Consider the following 19139-nt stretch of genomic DNA (forward strand, 5'->3'; position numbering starts at 1 on the left):
GGTGCCGAGGGTGCTCCCGGCCGCGGGTCGGGCGGGGATCGGTCGCGGGGCGGCCGCGGGTTGGCCAGGGTCGGCCGCGGGTTACCAGTCCACCGGCAGGCGGGCCGGGCTGCGGGTGGTGCTGCCGAGCTGCCAGGCGAGTTCCGTGACCGGGGTGGTGAGGCGCAGGCCGGGCAGCGCGGTGGCGAGGCGGTGCAGTGACTCGCGCATCTCCAGCCGGACCCGCCAGGCGCCGATGCAGTAGTGCGGGCCGGAGCTGAAGGCCAGGGTGGGGGCGGGCAGCGGGAGGCCGAGGTCGGTGTCGAGGCCCTCGGGGTAGACGGCCGGGTCGCGGTTGGCACTGCCGAGGCTGACGGCGACGACCGAGCCCGCCGGGATGGTGACGTCACCGACCTCGATCGGCGCGATGGTGCGGCGGACGGTGGCCTCGTCGTCGCCGAGCGGGATGTAGTGCAGCAGGCGTTCGGCGGTGTGCTCGGCGACGACCGGGTCGGCGAGGAGCGGCCAGTGCTCGGGGCGTTCGCCGAGCACGTACACCAGGGCGTTCGCGAGCGCCCCGGCGACGCTCTCGTTGCCGCTGGCGGTGAGTCCGGCGACCAGGAAGACGAGGGAGTCCTCGGGGACGCCGCCGTCCTGGTCGGCGGCCCGGACCAGCCGGCTGACCAGGTCGTCGCCGGGCTCGCGGCGCCGGCGGGCGACCAACTCGGCCATGAAGGCACCGAATTCGGCGAGGGTGTCGCCGTGGTCGGCTCCCGCCTGCTGCTCCGGCCCGTTGCCCGGCCCGCTGCCTGGCCTGTCGTCCGGCCCGTTGCCCGGCTCGTCGTCCGGCCCGTCGCCCGGGTCCTCGCCCTGGGCGAGCAGGGCGAGGGTCCAGCGGTGCAGCCGTTCCTCGTCCAGGTGGTCCGGCCCGTCCCCGTCGAGCCCCATCAGCCGGGTGGTGACGGCGAACGGCACCGGCCGGGCGAACGCGGGGACCAGGTCGGCCGGAGGCCCGGCGGTGACCAGCCGTTCCACGGACTGCTGGACGGCGGCGGCGACCCACGGCTGCCAGCCGGCGATGGCGCGCGGGGTGAAGGCCCGTTGGACGGTGCCGCGCAGTCGGCGGTGGGCGGGCCCGTCCTGGTTGAACAGGGACGCCGGGTTGGCGGCCACGTCGGCGGTGGTGCCGGCGGTGCCGACGTCATGCAGGTCGGCCCGGGTGACCCGGGGGTCGCCGAGGACCTGCCGGACGTCGTGGTAGCGGGTGATCAGCCACGCGGGGGTGCCGTCCGGGAGGGTGGTGGGGTGGGGCGGCTGGGCGGGGGTGGTGGGTAGCCGGTGGAGTGGCGGGAGGGTGGTCCGGGGGGCGGCTGTGACGGAGTCCATGGGTCCCTTCGCGGGTTCGGAGGTCCGGCTGGTCGGGGGGAGTCGGAGCATTCAATTGTCGTATATTCATAGGTAATTGGATGCTTATGGCGCTTCTCCCCGTTACGCCCCGATGGTATGCCCTGGACGCCCCCGGTCGGGTGCCGGATCGGCGGGCAGCAGCGGCCGGAGCGCGCCCAGCACGGCGCCGACGCAGACGTCCCGCAGCTCGGTGCGGGTGCAGTTCTCCTCGGTCAGCCAATCGATGACCAGCACACGGACGAACACCAGCCAGCTGCGCAGGACCTGTGACACCGCCCGCCGCGCCCGCTCGTCCGCGAGCGGGAGGACGCCGAGCAGCCGGCCGCGCAGGGCGTCGAGCTCCTCGTCGATGATGGTCTGGATCACCTGGTCCCCGGCCAGCACGCGGTTGGCCGCGAGCACGGCGTGCCGGTTGGCGATGAAGTAGTCCAGGTGGGCGTCCATGCCCTCCACCAGCTGCTCGACCAGGGTGTCGGCCGGATCGAAGCGGGTCCTGGCGAGCAGGTCGTCGGCGGCCTCCCGGTAGACCGCGGCGAAGAGGTCGTGCTTGCTCGCGAAGTGCCGGTAGAGCAGCGCGCGGGAGACCCCGGCCTTCTCGGCGACCTCCTCCATCAGCACGTCCTCGTACGGCCGTTCGGCGAAGAGCCGGGCGCCGGTGGCGAGCAGCTGGGCGCGTCGCTCGGCGGGGGAGAGGCGCCGGCGTCGTTCGTGGACTGGCATGCGCGCCAGGTTACTTGACACGCGTCTACTTGTCGGCGCAGGTTAGTAGACACGTGTCAACCAGACCTCTGGAACGGGTGGGTGGGTCATGGCCAAGGCGTTACGGGTGCTCACGTGGACGATGGGGGTCGCCTGCGTGGCGATCGGCTTCGTCCACATCCTGCTGGGGAACGCCGCGATGCCCGGCGTCGCGGACGCCGGGCCGACGGCCGCCGGCTTCGGCCGCTTCATGGGGGCGGTCTTCGCCGGGTACGGGGCGGCCTGGATCCAGGCCGCCCGGCAGGCGCCGGTGCCCGCCCGGACGGTGCGGTGGCTGGCGGCGGTGTTCCTGCTGGGCGGCCTCGCGCGGGTGCTGTCCATCGTGGTCGACGGCCGGCCGCACTGGTTCCAGCTGGTGCTGATGGCGCTCGAACTCGGGCTCGCGCCGGTGTACTTGTGGCTCGCCGACGCGGACGAGCGGGCGGCGCGCGGCGGGAACGGGGCCGGGGCTCGGCCCAGCGGGGCTCAGCCGACCGGGGCGTAGCCCGCCGGCTGCGCGGCGACGGTGGCCCGGTCGGAGGTGGCGCCGGTGAGCGCGACGTAGCCGTCCGGGCGGACCAGCACGACGGCGTCGCCGCGCAGCCCGTACGCCCGGGCGACGTGACCCTCAGGGGCCGGCACGCCGCCCCCGGCGCAGGCCGGGGGCGGCGGGGTCCGCGTTCTCGCGGAGGTCGGCCGGCGCCGGGTGCTCGCCGACGGTCAGCAGGGTGAAGTGCCGGCCGCGAACAGGTCGAAGAGTCGGGGCGGGGTGCCGTCGGCGGTGGTGCAGGGCGCGTCGGGAGCGCGGTCGCCGGCCCGGATGCCGGTGGTGTCATCGAGGTCGCGGCCGAGCGGCCCGCCCCGGTGGCCGACCGAGAGCCCGGTGAAGTCGGCCCCGCCCGCGGTGGACGGAGGAGATCCTGGACGAGGTCGTGCTGTCGCTGCTGCGGGCGCCCTCGGAGGGCTGACCGTACGGCCGCGGCGGAGTAGGCTCCTGGCTGATCGAACGTGCGTGCGCGAGGAGGGCCCGAACATGAGCGGCACCGTGGTGGCGGTCAGCAGCAACGCCGAGTACTCGTTCACCAAGACGAACCGCGACGGCATCATGCTGCTCGCCGGGCTGGGCGTCGAGGGGGACGTGCACGCCGGGGCGACGGTCAAGCACCGGTCCCGGATGGCGCAGGACCCGACGCGGCCCAATCTGCGCCAGGTCCACCTGATCCACCGTGAACTGCTCGCCGAGCTCGGCGAGTCGGGCTTCGACGTGCCGCCGGGCGCGCTCGGCGAGAACATCACCACCGAGGGCGTCGACCTGCTCGGCCTGCCGGTCGGCGCGGTGCTGCGGATCGGCCCGCAGGCCGAGGTGGAGATCACCGGCCTGCGCAACCCGTGCGCCCAGATCGACAACTACCGGCCAGGGCTGCTCAAGCAGGTCGTCGGTCGCGCTGCGGACGGCACGATCGTGCGCCGCGCCGGAATCATGGGCACCGTCCGCGCCGGCGGCCCGGTCCGCCCCGGCGACCCCGTCACCGTCACGCTCCCGGACGGCCCGCACCGTCCGCTCGGCCAGGTCTGAGCGGGGTCGAGCGGGTCTGAGCACGTCCGAGTGGGTCCGAGCGGGTCCGAGCCTGGAGGTCGGCCGTGGCGGCGGCGTCAGCGCGGTGGCTCTCCGTCGACTCGGCGCAGGCCGTTGAGGTATGACCTGCCCGCCTTCCGGCTGCGCCACGGACCGGTGGGCGGGTGTTCCCGGTGTCGGCTCCCGGCCGGCAGGGGGACGGAGTTGGGCACTCCGTCGGCACCGACCACGCACCAGCCCCGGTCCGGCGGCCACCGGCACCACAGGTCCAGGCCCCGCCGCCGGTAGGACGGGCGGCCGTTGAAGATGCCGTCCGGGTCGAAGCGGTGGACCAGGCCGTCCAGTCGGCGGACGAAACTCGATCGACTCCACGGTTGATCGCCCCGATTCGACTGTCCGGTAAGGCGGTTGACCGCCGCTCATACCCCCACCCCGTAACGGCCCCGGCTCCCGGCGCGGGAGCTGCCGGGAGCCGGGGGGTCGTGCTTCGGGCGCCTCGGGCGTCGTGGGTGCCTCGGGTGCCTCGGGTGCCGGATCGGGGTCGGGTCAGGACCTGACGAGGCGGGCGATGGCCTGGTTGGCCTCGCGGATCTTGGTGCCCGCCTCCTGGCCGCCCTCGGCGATGGCGTCGCGGACGCAGCATTCGATGTGTTCGTCCAGGAGTTGGAGGGCGAAGGACTGGAGGGCGCGGCTGGCGGCGGAGACCTGGGTGAGGACGTCGATGCAGTAGGTGTCCTGCTCGACCATGCGCTGGAGGCCACGGATCTGGCCCTCGATGCGGCGGAGCCGCTTGAGGAAGTCGTCCTTGTGGGAGCTGTAGCTGGCCATAGCCGTCTCCGGTTCCTGTGCGGTGAGGCGTGCCCTCACTCTACCGGCGGCGCGGTGGTGGGGAGTCGGGCCGAACGGGCGCGGTGGTGCCCCGCCCGTTCGGGCCGACGCGTGCGGGTCAGCCCTCGACGCGGCTGACCAGGTCGTAACCGGCCTCGTCGATGGCGGCGGCCACGTCGGAGTCGGCGAGCGGCAGGGTGCTGCCGACGGTGACCCGGCCGGTCGCGAGGTCCACGGCGACGTCCTCGACGCCGGCGATCTTCTTCAGCTCGGCGGTCACCGAGGAGACGCAGTGGCCGCAGGTCATGTCCTTCACCTGGAACACCGAGGCCCGGACGGACTCGGCGGCCGGCGCCGCACCGGCGCTGGTGCCGCACGAACCGCAGCAGGAGGAGGCCTCGGCGGTGGCGGACTCGACGGTGACGGTGGTCTCGCTCATGGGTGTGCTCCTGTCATGGGTGTCCGGCGCCGACCGGACGGCCCGGGCGGCTGCTTCACGTCGAAGGTACCATACCCCCCTAGGGTAATGGCCGGGCCCTGCGAAGCCCCTCCCCGCCCGGCCGCTCACCGGCCAGCAGATCGTCAACACCCGTCAAGACCAGCATCGTTGACGCGTCGAGGGGCGAAGCCGGAAGCGGAGTCGAGGGAGCGAGTGGACGGAGACCCGGGAACGGCACGGGAAGAGAAGACAGCGCCGGCCTCCTCGATCGAGGAGGCCGGCGCCGGCTCAGGCGCTCGCCGTCGTCACCGGGTGCGGTAGGCGTCGGCGATGGTCTGCTCGAGGGTGTTGCCGTCGGTGTCGGTCAGTTCGGCGCGCAGGGAGACGGCGGTGCCGGCCGGCGGGTTCTGCACGGTGACGGCACCGGCCTCCAGCGGGAGACGGGTCCACGAGGCGCCGCCGTCGGTGGAGGCCGAGACGGTCAGCGAACGGGTACGGCCGTCGGCGGCGGCGCCCTGGACGGTGACGGGGATCCGGAGCGGGCTGCCGGCCGTCGCGGTGCCGGTCAGGCCCAGATCGGGGGAGAACCGCACCACGCTCACCGGGAGCGCCGTCGGCCCGGTCGTGGTGGTCGAGGTGAAGGTCCAGGACGCGTTCACGCGGGTGGTCGCGCCGGCCGCGGCCTTGCGGGTCACCGTGGTGGCCAGACGGTACGAGCCCTGGCCCGGGGCCACGGTGAACTCGCCGCGCCCGGGCGCGTCGGACGCGGTGCCGACCAGCACGCCGTCGCGGTACAGCGCGGTGTACGCGGTGTCGAACGACGGGCGCCACGACGCGTGGCCGTCGCCGTCGGCGAGCAGCGGGACGTCGGCGGTGATCCGGTCGCCGTCGCGTGAGACGGCGGGACGCTCGGTGAGCGCCGGGCCGAACACCGGGCCGTCGAAGGTGTGGGTCGTCGTCGTCCCGGCCCGTACGGCGACGCGGTCGGCGGCGTAGTGGTTCCGCGTCACGCCGTCGGCGCCCGGGACGGTGACACCGATGTCCCAGGTGCCGCGCTCGGGCGCGACGAGGAAGGTGGCGGTGCCCGGCGTCTTCATGACCCGGGGGGCGCCGGCGACCGTCCCGGTGCTCGGCAGGACGCTCAGCAGGGCGGTTCCGTTGCTGCCCGGACCGGCGGCGCCACGGATGTTCAGGGTCGCCAGCTCCTGCGCGGCGTACTGCCGGGCGAGCCCGGTCAGGGCGCGGGTGCCGGAGAAGGTCTGCCCGAGCAGGTAGCCGCCGCTGTCGGTCGCCCAGTGCGCGTCGTACCACTGATTGACCGTCCCGGCCTCGGCCTCGGGCCCCAGGTGGGCCACACGCAGGTTCGTCGACCTGTTGCCGATGTTGGCGCTCCTGGTGACACCCTCGTGCGTGACCTCGACGAACATCGAACTCTGCAGGAACCGCGCGGTGCCGTCCGGGGGCCGGACGTCGACGGGGGCGGTGGTCCGCGCGTCGACGGTGACGGTGGTGTCCCGGTCGAGGTCGAGGCGCGGCTGGACGACCCAGTCCGTCCAGGCCGGGCCGCCCGCCCCCGGGCCGTCGGGCAGGGTGCTGTCCAGCAGGTACCGGCCCTTGGGCAGCCGCACCGTCGTGACCCCGGAGGCGTCCTGCTGCTCGAGGAACTCCTCGCCCCCGGCCTCGAAGACCCCGCTGATGTGGGTGCGGTACTTCCCGGCCGGTTGGCCGGCGCGGTCCAGGTGCTTGATCGTGAGGGTGTACGTCTCCGGGTCGGCGGCGAAGGCCGCACCGCCGAAGGCGGGAGTCGAGGCGCCGACCAGTGCGACGGCGACGGCCAGGGCGCGGAGGGCGTTGCGGCGGGGAAGGGAGGTCGTGGTCATGCCCTGTACTGCTCGGCCGGGCAGCGGAGTTCCCGTGATCAGGGCCACACCCCGGGCGGGCCGGCGGCTGTGACGCGCATCACCGGAACCCGGGCGGCGGACCGGGCAGAGCAGTGTGTGGAAGCACTCATGAGAACGCGTCTTCGCCGCGGCGACCCCGATGCCCTGGGCGAGCTGTACGACGAGCACGCCCAGGTGCTGTACCGCTACGCCCTGCGCGTGACGGGCGACTGGGCGGAGGCCGAGGACGTCGTCTCGACGACCTTCCTGGAGGCGTGGCGGGGCCGGGAGCGACTGCATCCCGCGGGTGACGGGCCACGCCCCGACGGTGACGGGCCGCACGCCGACGGTTACGGGCCGCGCCCCGACGGTGACGGGCTGCGCCCGTGGCTGCTGGGGATCGCGACCAACATCATGCGCCGCAACGCCCGCGCCCGCCGGCGCCGTGACATCGCGCTGGCCCGGACGCCGGAACGCGGCTCGGTCCCGGACTTCGCCGACGACCTGGTCGCGAACCTCGCCGACGTCGAACACCTGCGGGCCGCGCGTCGCGCGCTCGCCCGCCTCCGGCGCCGCGACCGGGAGGTCTTCACCCTCGTGGTGTGGGCCGGACTGGACTACGCGAGCGCGGCCGAGGCGCTCGGCACGCCGGTCGGGACCGTCCGCTCGCGGCTGTCCCGGGCCCGTGCCCGGCTGCGCGACCTCACCGAGGCCGAAATCGCGGCGGAGGCCAGGGCTTCGGCCAGGGCCTCCGCGCGCGTGCGGCACCGGCCGGACGGCACCGGAGAGCCCACCGCGGCGGAGGGCAGGACCTCCTCCGCCGTCACCACCCTGCCCGTACCCGGCCGTGCCCCCGTGCTCCGGCCGTCGACCCAGGAGAGCCACGGATGAATGCCACCCCACGGCGCGGTACGCAGTGCCCGTCGTCCGAGGAGTCCGAGCGGCGCGAACTCGCCGAGCTGCTGCCGCCGCCGGCGGTGCCCGGACTGGACGAGGAGCGTCAACTGCTGCTGAGACGGGAGGTGTTGCGCAGGGCCGCCGCCGATGGCGCCGAGGCTGCTCCGCCTGCAGCGTCCGTTGGGTCTGCCGTGCCTGCCGCGTCCCCCGCGTCCGCCGGGCGGGCGCCGTCCGGGCGTCCGACCCGTCGTTCGCTCCGGTTCCGGATCGCCGTGCCGGCGCTCGCCTGCGGCCTGGCGGCCGTCGGCGTCGTGGCGCTGGACCTCGGGGGTGCGGTCGAGCCCGACCGCGCGGTCGTCGAGAGCAGTGCCGCCGGGACCTCCGAAGCGGGACGGCTCCTCGGCCGCATCGCGCTCGCCGCCGCCGAGGCGGAGCAACCGGCGCTCCGCGCCGACCAGTTCGTCTACATCGAGAGCAGGGTCGCCTTCGCCGGGCAGAGCGCCGCGGGTGGTCCCGTGACGACGGCGCCAGCGCACACCCGGCAGGTCTGGCTGTCCGCCGACGGCAGTCGCCCCGGTCTGCTGCGCGAGGACGGCGGGCCGGACAGCCCGCTCCGCGAGGACGGACCGGTTTTCGAGCTCGACCGGCCGGGCGCGACGCCCCGGCCCCACACCGCACGCCCGGTCGGCCCGTCGATCGCCGAGCCGACCCACGCCTACGTCGCCTCCCTGCCCACCGACCCGGACGCCCTGCTGAAGCTGATCCGGGAACAGACCCGCACCGAGGGCCGGACCGGCGCGGGCCAGGACCCCGACCAGCGGGCCTTCGCCGCGATCGGCGACCTGCTGGCCGAGACCTGGGCGCCGCCGCAGGTCGGCGCCGCGCTCTACCGGGCCGCCGAGCGGATCTCCGGAGTCACCGTGGTCCCCTCGGCCGGCGACGCCGCCGGGCGCGAAGGCGTCGCCGTGGCCCGCACGGCGCACGGACAGCAGACGCAGTGGATCTTCGACCGGACCACGTACGCGTTCCTCGGCGAGCGCACGGTCCTCAGCGAGGCCGGCGACGCGGGGCCGGCCGGGACGGTGCTCGGAACCTCAGCCGTCCTCACCAGGGGCGCGGTCGACCGCGTCGGCGAACTCCCGCTGGAGGCACGGTGATCAGGCGCCCGCGCGACGACCGCTGGGGGTGACAGCCGCCCCCGGCCCCCGGCCTCCGGCACCGACCCCGCCGCCCCGGGTCGTCCGCCGGGGCCACGGGCCGCCGGGACCGAGCTTGTTGCGCTTGCTTGTTGCGCTTGAGCGGGGAGCGGAGTAGTAAGGCGGCATGAGCGACACCCGTACGATCCAGGAAGCGGTCGTCTGCGAACTCGCGCCCGAGGGCGGAGCGGAGGCCGCGCTGCGGCACGACCCGGACGCGACCGGGCCCCGCGCCGACTGCGTCCTGTGCGGCGAGCCGACCGAACTGCCCGCCGACCACCCCGGCGGCACCCTCTGCCCGGTGTGCGCCTGGCAGCAGGCGCAGCGAATCGCCTGCTCGGGCTGACCTCGGGCCGCGTCGAGATCCACGGTGGAGCACTGGGCAGGAACCGGTCCCGCGTCGATGCCCAAGATGCGGCCGGCGGAGTCGAGGCCCGGCGCGGGCCGGCTACCGGAGTACTAAGCGTCCTCCCGTCCGGCCAGTGCCAGGGTCGAGCCGTGCCGCCCCTTGCGGACCAGCAGCTGGGCGGGGATGCGGCTGCGCAGGTCGGCGACGTGGCTGACGATGCCGACGGCGCGGTCGCGCTCGCGCAGGCCGTCCAGGACGTCCATGACCTCCTCCAGGGCGTGCTCGTCGAGGGTGCCGAAGCCCTCGTCGATGAAGAGGGTGTCCAGCGGCATCCCGCCCGCCTCGTCGGTGACCACGTCGGCCAGACCCAGGGCGAGGGAGAGCGAGGCGAAGAAGCTCTCGCCACCGGAGAGGGTCGCGGTGTCCCGCTCGGTGCCCGTCCAGGCGTCGACCACCCGCAGGGCCAGGCCCGAGCGCTTGGTGCCGGTGCCCCGGTCGTCGCTGTGCACCAAGGTGTAGCGCCCGCCGGACATCCGGACCAGCCGGTCGCTGGCCGCCGCCGCGACCTGCTCCAGCCGGGCCGCCAGGACGTACGACTCCAGGCGCATCCGCAGCCGGTTCTCGGCCGAGGTGCCGGCCGCGAGCGCGGCGAGCCGGTTGATCCGCCCGTACCGGTCCAGCGCCGGGGCCAGCTCGGCGGCGAGCCCGTCCAGTTGCCGACCGATCGCGGCCAGCGCCGCGCAGCGCTCACGGGCCGCCGCGTGGGCGGCGTGTGCCCGGCCGAGCCGGTCGGTGGCCGCGCCGAGCGCGGCCGCGACGGCGGTCAGGTCCACCGGCGGACGGCCCGCGGCCTCGGCCAGTTCCGGCAGCGCCAGCTCTCGGCGGACGGCGGCGGTCTCCGCGCTGTGCCGTTCCAGCCGCTTCTCCAACTGCTCGCGCTCCTCGCGCGGCAGCAGTACCGCCAGCGCTGCCGCGGCGTCCGGGAAGCCCGCCGCGGCGGCGGCCTTGCCCAGCTCGTCCTCGGCCTCGCCGAGCCTGGCCTCCGCCTCCGCGTGCGCCCTGGCGGCGGTGGCCGTGGCGGCGACCGCCTCGGTGAGCCGGGACAGGGCCGCGGCCCTGTCCGCGACCGAGGCCGCCTCGCCCCGGGCGGCCGCCACCCGGGCCGTCAGCGCCCGCTGCTCGGTGCCGAGCGCCAGCAGACGGTCGGAGAGGACGGCGGCGCGCTCCTTGGCCTCGTGCAGTTCGTCGACCCGGCGGGCGCGGTCCTGCGACAGCCGGACGATGTCCCGCTCGACCCGGCCGAGCGCCTCCGCCGCCTGCCGTGCCTCGCGGTGCTCGCGCTCCAGCCCGGCGAGGGCCTGCGCGAGCGCCTCCGCGCCGTCCGGCCCGGCCGCGCCGGCGGCGGTGGCCTCGCGTACCCGCAGCGCGGTGAGCGCCTGGTCGGCCTCCGTCCAGGCCCGCTCGGCCGCGGCCTGTGCCCGGCGCGCCCGCTCCTCGTCCTCGGCGCCGACCCGGCCGCCGGGCGTGGCCTCGGCGGGCGCCGGGTGCTCGGGCGAGCCGCAGACCCGGCAGGCCTCGCCCGTGCGCAGCTGCTCGGCCAGCTCGGCGGCCATGCCGCTCAGCCGGCGGTCCCGCAGGTCCAGACTGTGCTCGCGGGCGTCCAGCGCGGCGGTGCGCAGCGCGACCACCCGGGGCTCGGCCGCGGCGATCTCGGCGCGCAGGCCGTCGCGTTCCCTGGCCGCTCCCAGGCGGACCGTCAACTCGGTGCGTTGCCCGTCCAGTTGCTCGACCCTTGAGCTCGCCGACCGGGCCTCGGTGTGCTGCTGTTCCAAGCGGCCCAGCTCGTCCTCGAACTCGGACAGCCAGTCCTCGGCCTCCTCGGCCCGTTCCTCGGCGGCGCGCCGGTCCTCCGTCAGGGAGCTCTGCTCGTGGGCGAGTTCGGCGCAGCGTCGCTCCTCCGCCCGGGCCGCCTCCAGTCGGACCACCTCGGCCCGCAGCCGCAGTTCGGCCTCGGCGAGCCCGGCGGCGTCCGCCCCGGCGAGTTCCCGGCCCTCGCCACCGGAGCCGGCCAGCGCCTCGCGGTGCCGGCGCTCCGCCAGCCGGGCGCGCCCGAGTGCCTCGGCCGCGCTCTCCCGCAGCCGCAGCGCCGACTCCACCCCGACGGCCTCCTGGGCGGCGGCCAGTCGCCGCCGGTCCGCGGCCGCGGCGGCCTCGAAGCCGGCCAGCCGCTCGGCCCGGTCCAGCGCCTCCCGGTGCCGGCGCTGGCGACCGGCCAGCTCCTCCGCGGCGCCGCGGTGCTCCTGGGCGGCGCGCTGAGCGGCGCCGGCGCCCGCGAGGGCGGCCTCGGCGACGGCGAACTGCTCGGCCGCGCCGCTGCGCAGGACCGCCGCCCAGCCGAGCACCCCGGCGGCCAGACCGGTGTCGTCCTCCTCGGCCGGCACCCAGCCGGCGGCGGGCTCGGCGCCCGGACCGGCCGCCTGCTCGGCCTTGCTGACGAGGTCCCGCAGCCGCCGCCGGCCGGCCTGGACGACGGCCTCCTGACCGCGACGTTGCTCGGCCAGCCAGGCCTCCACGTGCTGGAACCGCTCGGTGTCGAACAGCCGCCGCAGCAGCTTGCCGCGCTCCTCCGAGTCGGCCTTGAGGAAACGGGCGAAGTCGCCCTGCGGCAGCAGCACCACCTGGCAGAACTGCTCCCGGTTCATGCCGATCAGCCGGTGGATCTCCTCCCCGGCCTCCTGGTGAGACTTGCTGAGCCCCCGCCAGCCGGGCGCGCCGTCGCCCGTGTCGGCGACCCACTCGCGCAGCAGCGTCTGCGCCCGCTCGACGGTGGTGCCGGTGCCGACCTTCTTCGGCCGGCGCTGCTCCGGCAGCCGGGTGATCTGCAGCCGCCGGCCGCCGAGGGTCAGCTCCAGCTCCACCGAGGTCAGCCGCTTCGGATCGGCGTGGTCGCTGCGCAGCCGGTTGGCCCGGCGTGCGCCCGGCGTCTCGCCGTACAGGGCGAAGCAGACCGCGTCCAGCACGCTGGTCTTGCCGGCGCCCGTCGCGCCGCGCAGCAGGAACAGCCCGCCGGTGGCGAGCGCGTCGAAGTCCACCGTCTCGCTGCCCGCGAACGGGCCGAAGGCGGTGACGGTGAGCCGGTGCAGCCTCATCGGGGCAGGTCCGCCTTCCGGTCGGTGGTCTCCCGGACGCGCTCGAAGCCCTCGCGCAGCCAGCCGAGCTCGTCCGGCGCCGGCTCGGCACCGGGGCGGACGTGCCGCAGGAAGCCCTCCGCGACCTCGAGGTCCCCGCGGCCGCTGACCCGCGCCGCGTACGACAGGGAGGGCTCGGCGTCGCCGCGCTCGGGGTCGAACAGCAGCTGGAGGGTGTGCGGGAAGCGGCGGCGCAACCGCTCCATCGGCTCGCTCGGCCGGGCCGCGTCGGTGAGCGTGGCCTGCACCCAGGACTGCTCGTGCTCGGCGTACCGCTCGTCGGTGAGCAACTCGTCGAGGGTGCCGCGCAAGGTCGCCAGTCGGCGCGGCTCGGGGCAGGGGACGCGCTCGGCAGTCACCGAGCCGTCGGTGGCGAGGTCGACCAGCCACATGGTCTTGCGCTGGTTGGCCTCGGAGAAGGAGTAGGCGAGCGGGGAGCCGCTGTAGCGCAGGTGCGGGGCGAGCGTCTGGCAGCCGTGCAGGTGGCCGAGCGCGGCGTAGTGCACCCCGTCGAAGACCGAGGCGGGCACGGAGGCGACGCCGCCGACCGCGATGTCCCGCTCGCTGTCGCTCGGTGCGCCGCCGGTGACGAAGGCGTGCGCCAGCACCACCGCCCGGGTGCCGGCCGGGCGTGCCGCGAGGTCCGCCCTGACCCGCTCCATCGCCGCCCCGAGCACCGCCGCGTGCCCGCCCTTCGCGAGCCCGAACCGCTCGCGCACCAGCGTCGGCTCCAGGTACGGCAGCCCGTACACCGCGACCGGGCCGTGCTCGTCCGCCAGCAGGACGGGCTCGGCGCACCCGTCCGGGTCGGTCCGCAGGTGGATGCCGGCCCGTCCGATCAGCCCCGCCCCGACCCCGAGGCGGCGGGCCGAGTCGTGGTTGCCGCTGATGAAGACCGTCGGCACCCCGAGATCCGCGAGCCGGTGCAGCACGTCGTCGAACATCGCGACCGCTTCCAGCCCGGGCAGCGCCCGGTCGTACACGTCCCCCGCGACCAGCACGGCGTCCACGCCCTCGGACCGGACCACTGCCACCAGGTGGTCCAGGAAGGCGCGCTGGGCGTCGTGCAGGCTCTCCCGGTGGAACGAACGCCCGAGATGCCAGTCGGAGGTATGCAGCAGTCTCACGACAGGGCCCTCACCTGCATGTTTGTCGCTCCTTGCACATTCGAGTCAGCACCGGACCAGCACGGGTCACGCGGCGAGCGCGTGGTCAGCACCGAGTATCACAGGAGCCTCCGACAGCACCGCGTCCATCACAGCTCTCAGCTTCTCACCCGCATCGGGGGACACAGGACCGTAGATGTCGGCAGTGATCTTGATCGAGCGATGGCCGAGCCACCGCGACACCTCCAGCACTCCCCGGCGCCATCGGCTCAAGCGGCGGCATCGCGGGCCGCCCTCCGGTCCGTGCACCTCGGGCACGGGCACTCCGGATCAAGCGGGGCGCTCCGCAGCGGCGGTCTGGGGTCCGCGCTGAGCTCGTTCGATTACCTGGGGTGAATTGTCAGTGGCTCTGTGTATGTTCCTCGACGTCGGCCAGTCCCAGCCGGGGTGGTCGGCGCTGTCCGGTGTCGGGCGATCGAACGAGAAGGAGGAGCCATGGCTGCTGTGCGGGAGTCGGTGTGCGAGGTGCTGGGCGGTGCTGCGGCGGGGCGGCCGTCGCCGAGGCGCCGGCAGGTGCTGGTGCTGTCCGGGCGGAGGCCCGGTGGCGGTGCCGGCGGGGCGTCGGCCGGTGGGCCCGGCGGGGCGGTGCCACCCGGAGGCGACCGGCCGCCGGGGGCGCGGGCCGGCGGGCGTGGTGCGCGGGCGGCCGGGCGCGGCGGGCGGGCCCGGGGTGCGCCGCCGCCCCAGCCGGTGGCGGTGGCCCTGGCCGTCGACGCGGGGGACTTCGCCGGGCTGGCGCGGTACGGGCTGTTCGGCGGGCTCGGGCACGCGGCCTACCTGCGGCAGGCGGAGGAGCAGCTGACGGCCCTGCACCGGCAGGGGCTGGAGGTGCACCTTCGGGTCCTGGAGGCGGGCGACTTCGAGGACTACTGCGAGGCGCTCGGCCTCGATCCCCGGATGCCCGCCGCCCGGGTCGCCTACGCGGGTGATCCGGAGCTGGCCGGTGAGCCGTTCGTCTACGCGGGGGAGCGGCTGGCCGAGCTGCTCCCGGTGCTGCTGGACGACCACCGGGCGCGGGTGCGGATGTCCGTGGCCTGCGCGGCCCTGCTGGACGCCGTCGGCGACGACCCGTCCGGGCAGCTCCGGATGGCGGCCGTGATGCGGTACGTGACCGCGGTCTACCTGGCGCTGGCCGAGGGCGCGGGGGAGGGCTGCCACCTGCTGACGCTGCGCTGCCACGGCCCCGAGGACGGCGAGGAGCTCACCTCCGCGGTGGACGTCTGTGTGGAGGAGGGCCGGCTGTACCCCGCCGGGCGGGACGCCGAGGCGTTCTGCGTCACGCTCGCGGCGGGTGTCGCCCTGGGCGGGGAGGGGGCGCTGCTGCTGCACGGCGATCCGTCGGCGGGCGTCCGGGTGGACGGCGAGGAGGCGGGCACCCGGCTCCGGCCGCCGGTCCGCGGCTGGGCGCTGACCGGCGGCCGGCTGCGGGCGATGACGGCACACGAGGTGTTCGACGAGCTGGCCGACGACGCCGCGCGCGGGCTGCCCTTCCCGCCCGGGGTGGATCCGCTGCCCGGGTTCCCGCTGCCCGTCTTCCGGGGCGCGGGGGAAGGGGGTGGGCCGCTGGGCTGACGAGGGCGCTCACCGCCTCCGCGTTCACCGCGTTCACCGCGTTCACGGCTTCCGCATCCGCCATGCGGCGCTGGGGACTGTTCATCGACCGCGTGTTCGGGGAAGATTCGGAGAAGATCAACAGCAGGAGCGCGCGGTGCCCCACGCCGCCGCTCCGGCCGCTCCGCTCCGTACCGTGCCCTGCAGGTCCTCCCCGCGCACCGCCGGTCCGGCGAAGCCCGACAGCGAGAGGGGGACGGATGAGCGAGCGGAGTGCGCTCGGTGCCAGGGGGTGGGCGCGGGCCGGTGCCCCCGCCGAGCGCCGCGGGGCGATTGCATGAGCCCGATCGAGTACAGCGCGGAGGTCGCCGAGCTGCTCGGGAAGGTGCGGCGGCGCCCCACGGCGGGCTGGCCGTGGCGGCCGGGCGAGCAGGTGCCGGAGGGGCTGCCGGTCAAGCAGTCCTGGGGGTGGCTGTTCGCCCCCGACGGGCGGGTGCTGACACTGGTGAACCCCAGGGACGGCATCTGCTCGCTGCCTGGCGGCTCGCTGGAGCCGGAGGACGGTGGGGATCCGGCGGCGGCCCTGGCCCGGGAGGCGGCCGAGGAGGCACAGGCCCTGATCAGCCGGCCGTACTACCTCGGCTACCTCTACGACCGGGTCGGCTCGGCGAACGGCGGGCACGAGTGCGCGCGGGTCCGGATGGCGGCGGTGCTGCGGGCGGTCGGCCCGAGCGTGGCCGACCCGGCCTCGGGCCGGCACTACCGGCGGCTGCTGGTCGCACCGGGCCTCGCCGTCGAACTGCTCGGCTGGGGCGGGCCCGGGCTGCGCCAGGCCCGGACGGCGGTTGCCACCGCCGTCCGCTGGCTCGGCGTGCCCGCGGCGGCGAACGAGGCGATCGAGGAGCTGCCGGTCGAGGGCTGCACCCTCGCCCCGGGCACCGTGTACCCCGGGGCCGTGCACCACGGTGGTGGCCACTCCGGCGTGCAGGGCTGACCGCGCGCGGCGCCGTACTCCCGGACGACGTCCCGGTAGTGCCGTCCCGACACCCCCGTCCCGACACCCCTGTCCCGACACCCCTGTCCCGGCACCCCTGTCCCGGCACCCCTGTCCCGGCACCCCTGTCCCGACACCCCTGTCCCGGCACCCCTGTCCCGGCACCCCTGTCCCGACACCCCTGTCCCGACACCATTGTTTCGGCAGCGGTGTTCGCTGTTCTGACGCCACGCCAGGACCGATGTCAACATCCGTCGCACGGCTCGGAGCGGCCACAACGGTGAATTCCGGCCGTGCCGTTGATGTCCCTTTTCGCCCACCTCTCGGCGCGCCTCGGGAGTTCGATCAGCCCCCCGGGGCTCGCTGACACCCGCTCCGAATCTGACTCGGCGATGTCCGGGCGGCGGCCCCCGGCTTATCGTGCAAGAAATTTCCGCAAGTTGCCGGTCTACGCGCGCAGCGCTACGCGCGTCACCGCGCACCCCTTTTGACCTGCACGAAGTCACGGACCGTCAGCGGCAGTTTATCTCCGGTCAGTCAGACGTCCCGTCAATATCCCTGGCATGACCGCTTCCAGGTTCGGCTACCGCCTGGTATCACTTCTGTGACCCTCACCACGCCACCCCACTGGAGCTGTGATGATCCGCCGTGCCCGTGCTCTGTCCATCGCCGCCATATCCGCAGGCCTCACCATGACGACGCTGTTCGCCGCGTCCTCCGCGAACGCCGCCGGCGCCAACTACGTGGCCCTCGGCGACTCGTACTCCTCCGGTGTCGGCGCCGGCAGCTACACGGCCGAGAGCGGTAGCTGCAAGCGCAGCACCAATGCGTACGCGTACCTCTGGAAGAACGCGCACGCGCCGTCCTCCTTCAAGTTCGTTGCCTGTTCGGGCGCCAAGACCGGCGACATCCTGAACAACCAGATCTCCGCCCTGGACGCCAGCACCACGCTGGTCAGCATCTCGGTCGGCGGCAACGACGCGGGCTTCGCCGACACCATGCAGACCTGTGTCCTCGGCTCGGACAGCGACTGCATCAGCGCCATCAACACGGCCAAGAGCTACGCCACCAACACCCTGCCCGCCCAGCTGGACAAGGTGTACTCGGCGATCAAGGCCAAGTCCCCGAAGGCCCACGTCGTGGTGATGGGCTACCCGCACATCTACAAGATCGGCGGCAGCTGCATCTTCGGCATCAGCGACACCAAGCGTGCCGCGATCAACGGCGCCGCCGACACCCTCGACGGTGTCCTCGCCAAGCGGGCCGCCAACGCCGGCTTCGCCTTCGGCGACGTCCGCAGCATCTTCACCGAGCACGAGATCTGCGGCTCGCAGACCACCTGGCTGAACAGCACCACCCTGCCGGTCGACGAGAGCTACCACCCGAAGGCGTCCGGCCACTCCGGTGGCTACCTGCCGGTCTTCTCGGCGCTGTAAGGACCGCCGCGACGGACCGCCCGGCGCGGGCCCGTCCCGGAGCCGCCGTCCCCTCCCACGACTCGGGAGGGGGCGGCGGCAACGCCGTTTCAGCTGCCGGAAGGCGCCGGTCCGGACGCCGGGCCGGACACTGGGCCGGGCACCGGTCCGCGCGTCGCGGACCCGGGCGGCGGGAAGGGGATGCCGGAGAGGATCGGCAGCAGTTCCGCCTCCTCGAAGTCGAGGTGGGCCTCCAACTCGGCGGACATCCGGTCCAGTTCCGCCCGGAGGCGCCCCGGTTCGGTGACCGCGATCCCGGCCAGCAGGGCCACCAGTTCCTCCTTGATCCGACCGATGGCCCGGTGCTGTTCGCCGAGCCGCGCCAGGACGTCGGCCAGCTCCGGATGGCTGCGCGCGAGCGCGGGGAAGACGGCTGTGTCCTCGCCGGTGTGGTGGTGCGTCAGCCCCTCGCAGAAGGCCAGGCAGTGCTGGCGCAGCTGCAGCCCGAGCGGGGCCGGTCGGCCCGGGACGTGGGCGTGCGCCTCCTCCCGTACGTGGCGCAGCTGCGCGCGCAGCCAGGTGTGCGTCTCCACCAGCTTGTCGGCGAGGCTGCGCACGACCGGGGCGGCGGCCGGGGCCGGTCCGTCGGCGGGTGGTTCGGGGTACTCCAGGACGACGACCGGCAACTCCCGTTCGGTGTGCGCCTGGTAGTCCCCGTAACCCGGGGCCTTCCGGACCACGGCGGCGAACAGCCGCTCCCGGCGGTCGCCTTCGGCGGGTACGGCGACGGTGTCGAAGGCCTCGGTGCCGACTTCGACCCGGACGACCGGGTGGACGAGGAGGTTGCGGTACCACTGGGGGTGTTCCGGAGCACCGCCGGCCGAGGCGACGACCAGGAGCTGCCCCTGTGCCCGGACGTATCCGAGCGGCACGGTGTGCGGCCGCCCGGAGCGGGCTCCGGTGGTGGTCAGCAACAACAGGTCGCCGCCCTCGAACGGGCCGCCGACCCTCCCGCCGTTGGCGCGGAACTCCTCGATGACATTCAGATTGAAGGACATGGGCATGCGTGTGTGATGGATCTCCAGAGAGGAAAGGGGGGTGCGGCCACACGCGGTGTCGGTGCGGCGCCCGAACCGGTGTCACGGCCGGTCCCCGCACCCGGCGACGTCCGTCACGGGACATCGGACACAGGGCACAGGACGCGGGACACAGGGCTCGAAACACGGAACACGCGTCGCGGAACACCGGATGCGGTTCGCGCCCGCAGGTACAGCGGTACCGCGGTGACCGCCTGGCGTCAGATCAGGGAAGCGGAGAGAGCGCTCATCGCGCATCGACCCTTCGGGAAAGGTGCCCGCTCGGCTGTCGGCCGGCCCACTGCTCTTTGGCCGACGCCGCGCTGCACGCCCCCATTAGAGTCAGGCCGCGGACGCGCTGTCAACGTGCGAGGTCGCCCCGAGGGAGGTTGAACCCGCCGTGGCGCCCCCCCCCCCGGGGGGGGGGGCCGGCGGGGGGCGGGCGCCGGGCGAGGGGTCC

General features: G+C 74.9%; 17 protein-coding genes. 8 read left to right on the top strand and 9 right to left on the bottom strand.

Annotated elements, in window-relative coordinates:
• Positions 1-81: 81 nt before the first annotated feature.
• On the bottom strand, positions 82-1365 hold the full coding sequence (locus tag ACWDBE_RS16015) for a cytochrome P450 (RefSeq protein ID WP_449808324.1): 1284 nt from the start codon (positions 1363-1365) through the stop codon (positions 82-84).
• A 102-nt stretch (positions 1366-1467) separates the two neighbouring features.
• On the bottom strand, positions 1468-2106 hold the full coding sequence (locus tag ACWDBE_RS16020; RefSeq protein ID WP_449808325.1) for a TetR/AcrR family transcriptional regulator: 639 nt from the start codon (positions 2104-2106) through the stop codon (positions 1468-1470).
• A gap of 88 nt (positions 2107-2194) precedes the next feature.
• On the opposite strand from ACWDBE_RS16020, the gene ACWDBE_RS16025 reads away from it, so the two are divergent.
• Positions 2195-2629 carry a DUF4345 domain-containing protein gene (locus ACWDBE_RS16025; RefSeq protein WP_449808326.1) on the top strand — a complete coding sequence of 145 codons (435 nt, stop codon included), beginning with the start codon at positions 2195-2197 and terminating at the stop codon, positions 2627-2629.
• Here ACWDBE_RS16025 and ACWDBE_RS16030 read toward each other — a convergent pair.
• A complete protein-coding gene (locus tag ACWDBE_RS16030) occupies positions 2611-2766 on the bottom strand; it encodes a hypothetical protein (protein WP_449808327.1) in 156 nt (51 codons plus the stop codon). The genes ACWDBE_RS16025 and ACWDBE_RS16030 overlap by 19 nt on opposite strands.
• Positions 2767-3157: 391 nt before the next feature.
• Here ACWDBE_RS16030 and ACWDBE_RS16035 point away from each other — a divergent pair, with 391 nt between their 5' ends.
• On the top strand, positions 3158-3700 hold the full coding sequence (locus ACWDBE_RS16035; RefSeq protein ID WP_449792593.1) for an MOSC domain-containing protein: 543 nt from the start codon (positions 3158-3160) through the stop codon (positions 3698-3700).
• 546 nt (positions 3701-4246) lie between these two features.
• Here ACWDBE_RS16035 and ACWDBE_RS16040 read toward each other — a convergent pair.
• The 3 genes from ACWDBE_RS16040 to ACWDBE_RS16050 all read right to left on the bottom strand — a co-directional run bounded on the left by ACWDBE_RS16040 (position 4247) and on the right by ACWDBE_RS16050 (position 6847).
• Entirely contained in the window at positions 4247-4567 is a 321-nt protein-coding gene (locus tag ACWDBE_RS16040) for a metal-sensitive transcriptional regulator (protein WP_449792591.1), read from the bottom strand.
• Positions 4568-4646: 79 nt separating this feature from the next.
• Positions 4647-4967 (bottom strand): heavy-metal-associated domain-containing protein, encoded by a 321-nt coding sequence (locus ACWDBE_RS16045; protein ID WP_449808328.1) that lies wholly within the window; start codon positions 4965-4967, stop codon positions 4647-4649.
• A 305-nt stretch (positions 4968-5272) separates the two neighbouring features.
• Positions 5273-6847: a serine protease gene (locus tag ACWDBE_RS16050; RefSeq protein WP_449808329.1), complete on the bottom strand. Its 1575-nt coding sequence runs from the start codon at positions 6845-6847 to the stop codon at positions 5273-5275.
• Between the two features lie 129 nt (positions 6848-6976).
• On the opposite strand from ACWDBE_RS16050, the gene ACWDBE_RS16055 reads away from it, so the two are divergent.
• The 3 genes from ACWDBE_RS16055 (at position 6977) to ACWDBE_RS16065 (ending at position 9286) form a co-directional block, all read left to right on the top strand.
• Positions 6977-7738: an RNA polymerase sigma factor gene (locus ACWDBE_RS16055; RefSeq protein WP_449808330.1), complete on the top strand. Its 762-nt coding sequence runs from the start codon at positions 6977-6979 to the stop codon at positions 7736-7738.
• Positions 7735-8901 (top strand): CU044_5270 family protein, encoded by a 1167-nt coding sequence (locus ACWDBE_RS16060; RefSeq protein WP_449808331.1) that lies wholly within the window; start codon positions 7735-7737, stop codon positions 8899-8901. Before ACWDBE_RS16055 ends, ACWDBE_RS16060 begins: the two co-directional genes overlap by 4 nt.
• A gap of 166 nt (positions 8902-9067) precedes the next feature.
• Entirely contained in the window at positions 9068-9286 is a 219-nt protein-coding gene (locus ACWDBE_RS16065; RefSeq protein WP_449792586.1) for a hypothetical protein, read from the top strand.
• 113 nt (positions 9287-9399) lie between these two features.
• On the opposite strand, the gene ACWDBE_RS16070 is transcribed toward ACWDBE_RS16065, so the two are convergent.
• Both ACWDBE_RS16070 and ACWDBE_RS16075 read right to left on the bottom strand, forming a co-directional pair.
• Positions 9400-12438, bottom strand: a complete 3039-nt coding sequence (locus ACWDBE_RS16070; RefSeq protein WP_449808332.1) for an AAA family ATPase — start codon at positions 12436-12438, stop codon at positions 9400-9402.
• Positions 12435-13604 carry an exonuclease SbcCD subunit D gene (locus tag ACWDBE_RS16075; RefSeq protein ID WP_449808333.1) on the bottom strand — a complete coding sequence of 390 codons (1170 nt, stop codon included), beginning with the start codon at positions 13602-13604 and terminating at the stop codon, positions 12435-12437. Before ACWDBE_RS16075 ends, ACWDBE_RS16070 begins: the two co-directional genes overlap by 4 nt.
• Before the next feature lie 474 nt (positions 13605-14078).
• On the opposite strand from ACWDBE_RS16075, the gene ACWDBE_RS16080 reads away from it, so the two are divergent.
• The 3 genes from ACWDBE_RS16080 (at position 14079) to ACWDBE_RS16090 (ending at position 17624) form a co-directional block, all read left to right on the top strand.
• A complete protein-coding gene (locus ACWDBE_RS16080; RefSeq protein ID WP_449808334.1) occupies positions 14079-15215 on the top strand; it encodes a hypothetical protein in 1137 nt (378 codons plus the stop codon).
• 316 nt (positions 15216-15531) lie between these two features.
• Positions 15532-16188: an NUDIX domain-containing protein gene (locus ACWDBE_RS16085; protein ID WP_449808335.1), complete on the top strand. Its 657-nt coding sequence runs from the start codon at positions 15532-15534 to the stop codon at positions 16186-16188.
• A gap of 638 nt (positions 16189-16826) precedes the next feature.
• On the top strand, positions 16827-17624 hold the full coding sequence (locus ACWDBE_RS16090) for an SGNH/GDSL hydrolase family protein (RefSeq protein WP_449808336.1): 798 nt from the start codon (positions 16827-16829) through the stop codon (positions 17622-17624).
• Positions 17625-17713: 89 nt separating this feature from the next.
• Here ACWDBE_RS16090 and ACWDBE_RS16095 read toward each other — a convergent pair whose 3' ends face one another.
• Entirely contained in the window at positions 17714-18667 is a 954-nt protein-coding gene (locus tag ACWDBE_RS16095; protein WP_449808337.1) for a nitroreductase/quinone reductase family protein, read from the bottom strand.
• Positions 18668-19139 lie beyond the last annotated feature (472 nt).

It is taken from the genome of Kitasatospora sp. NPDC001132 (genome assembly GCF_053598415.1).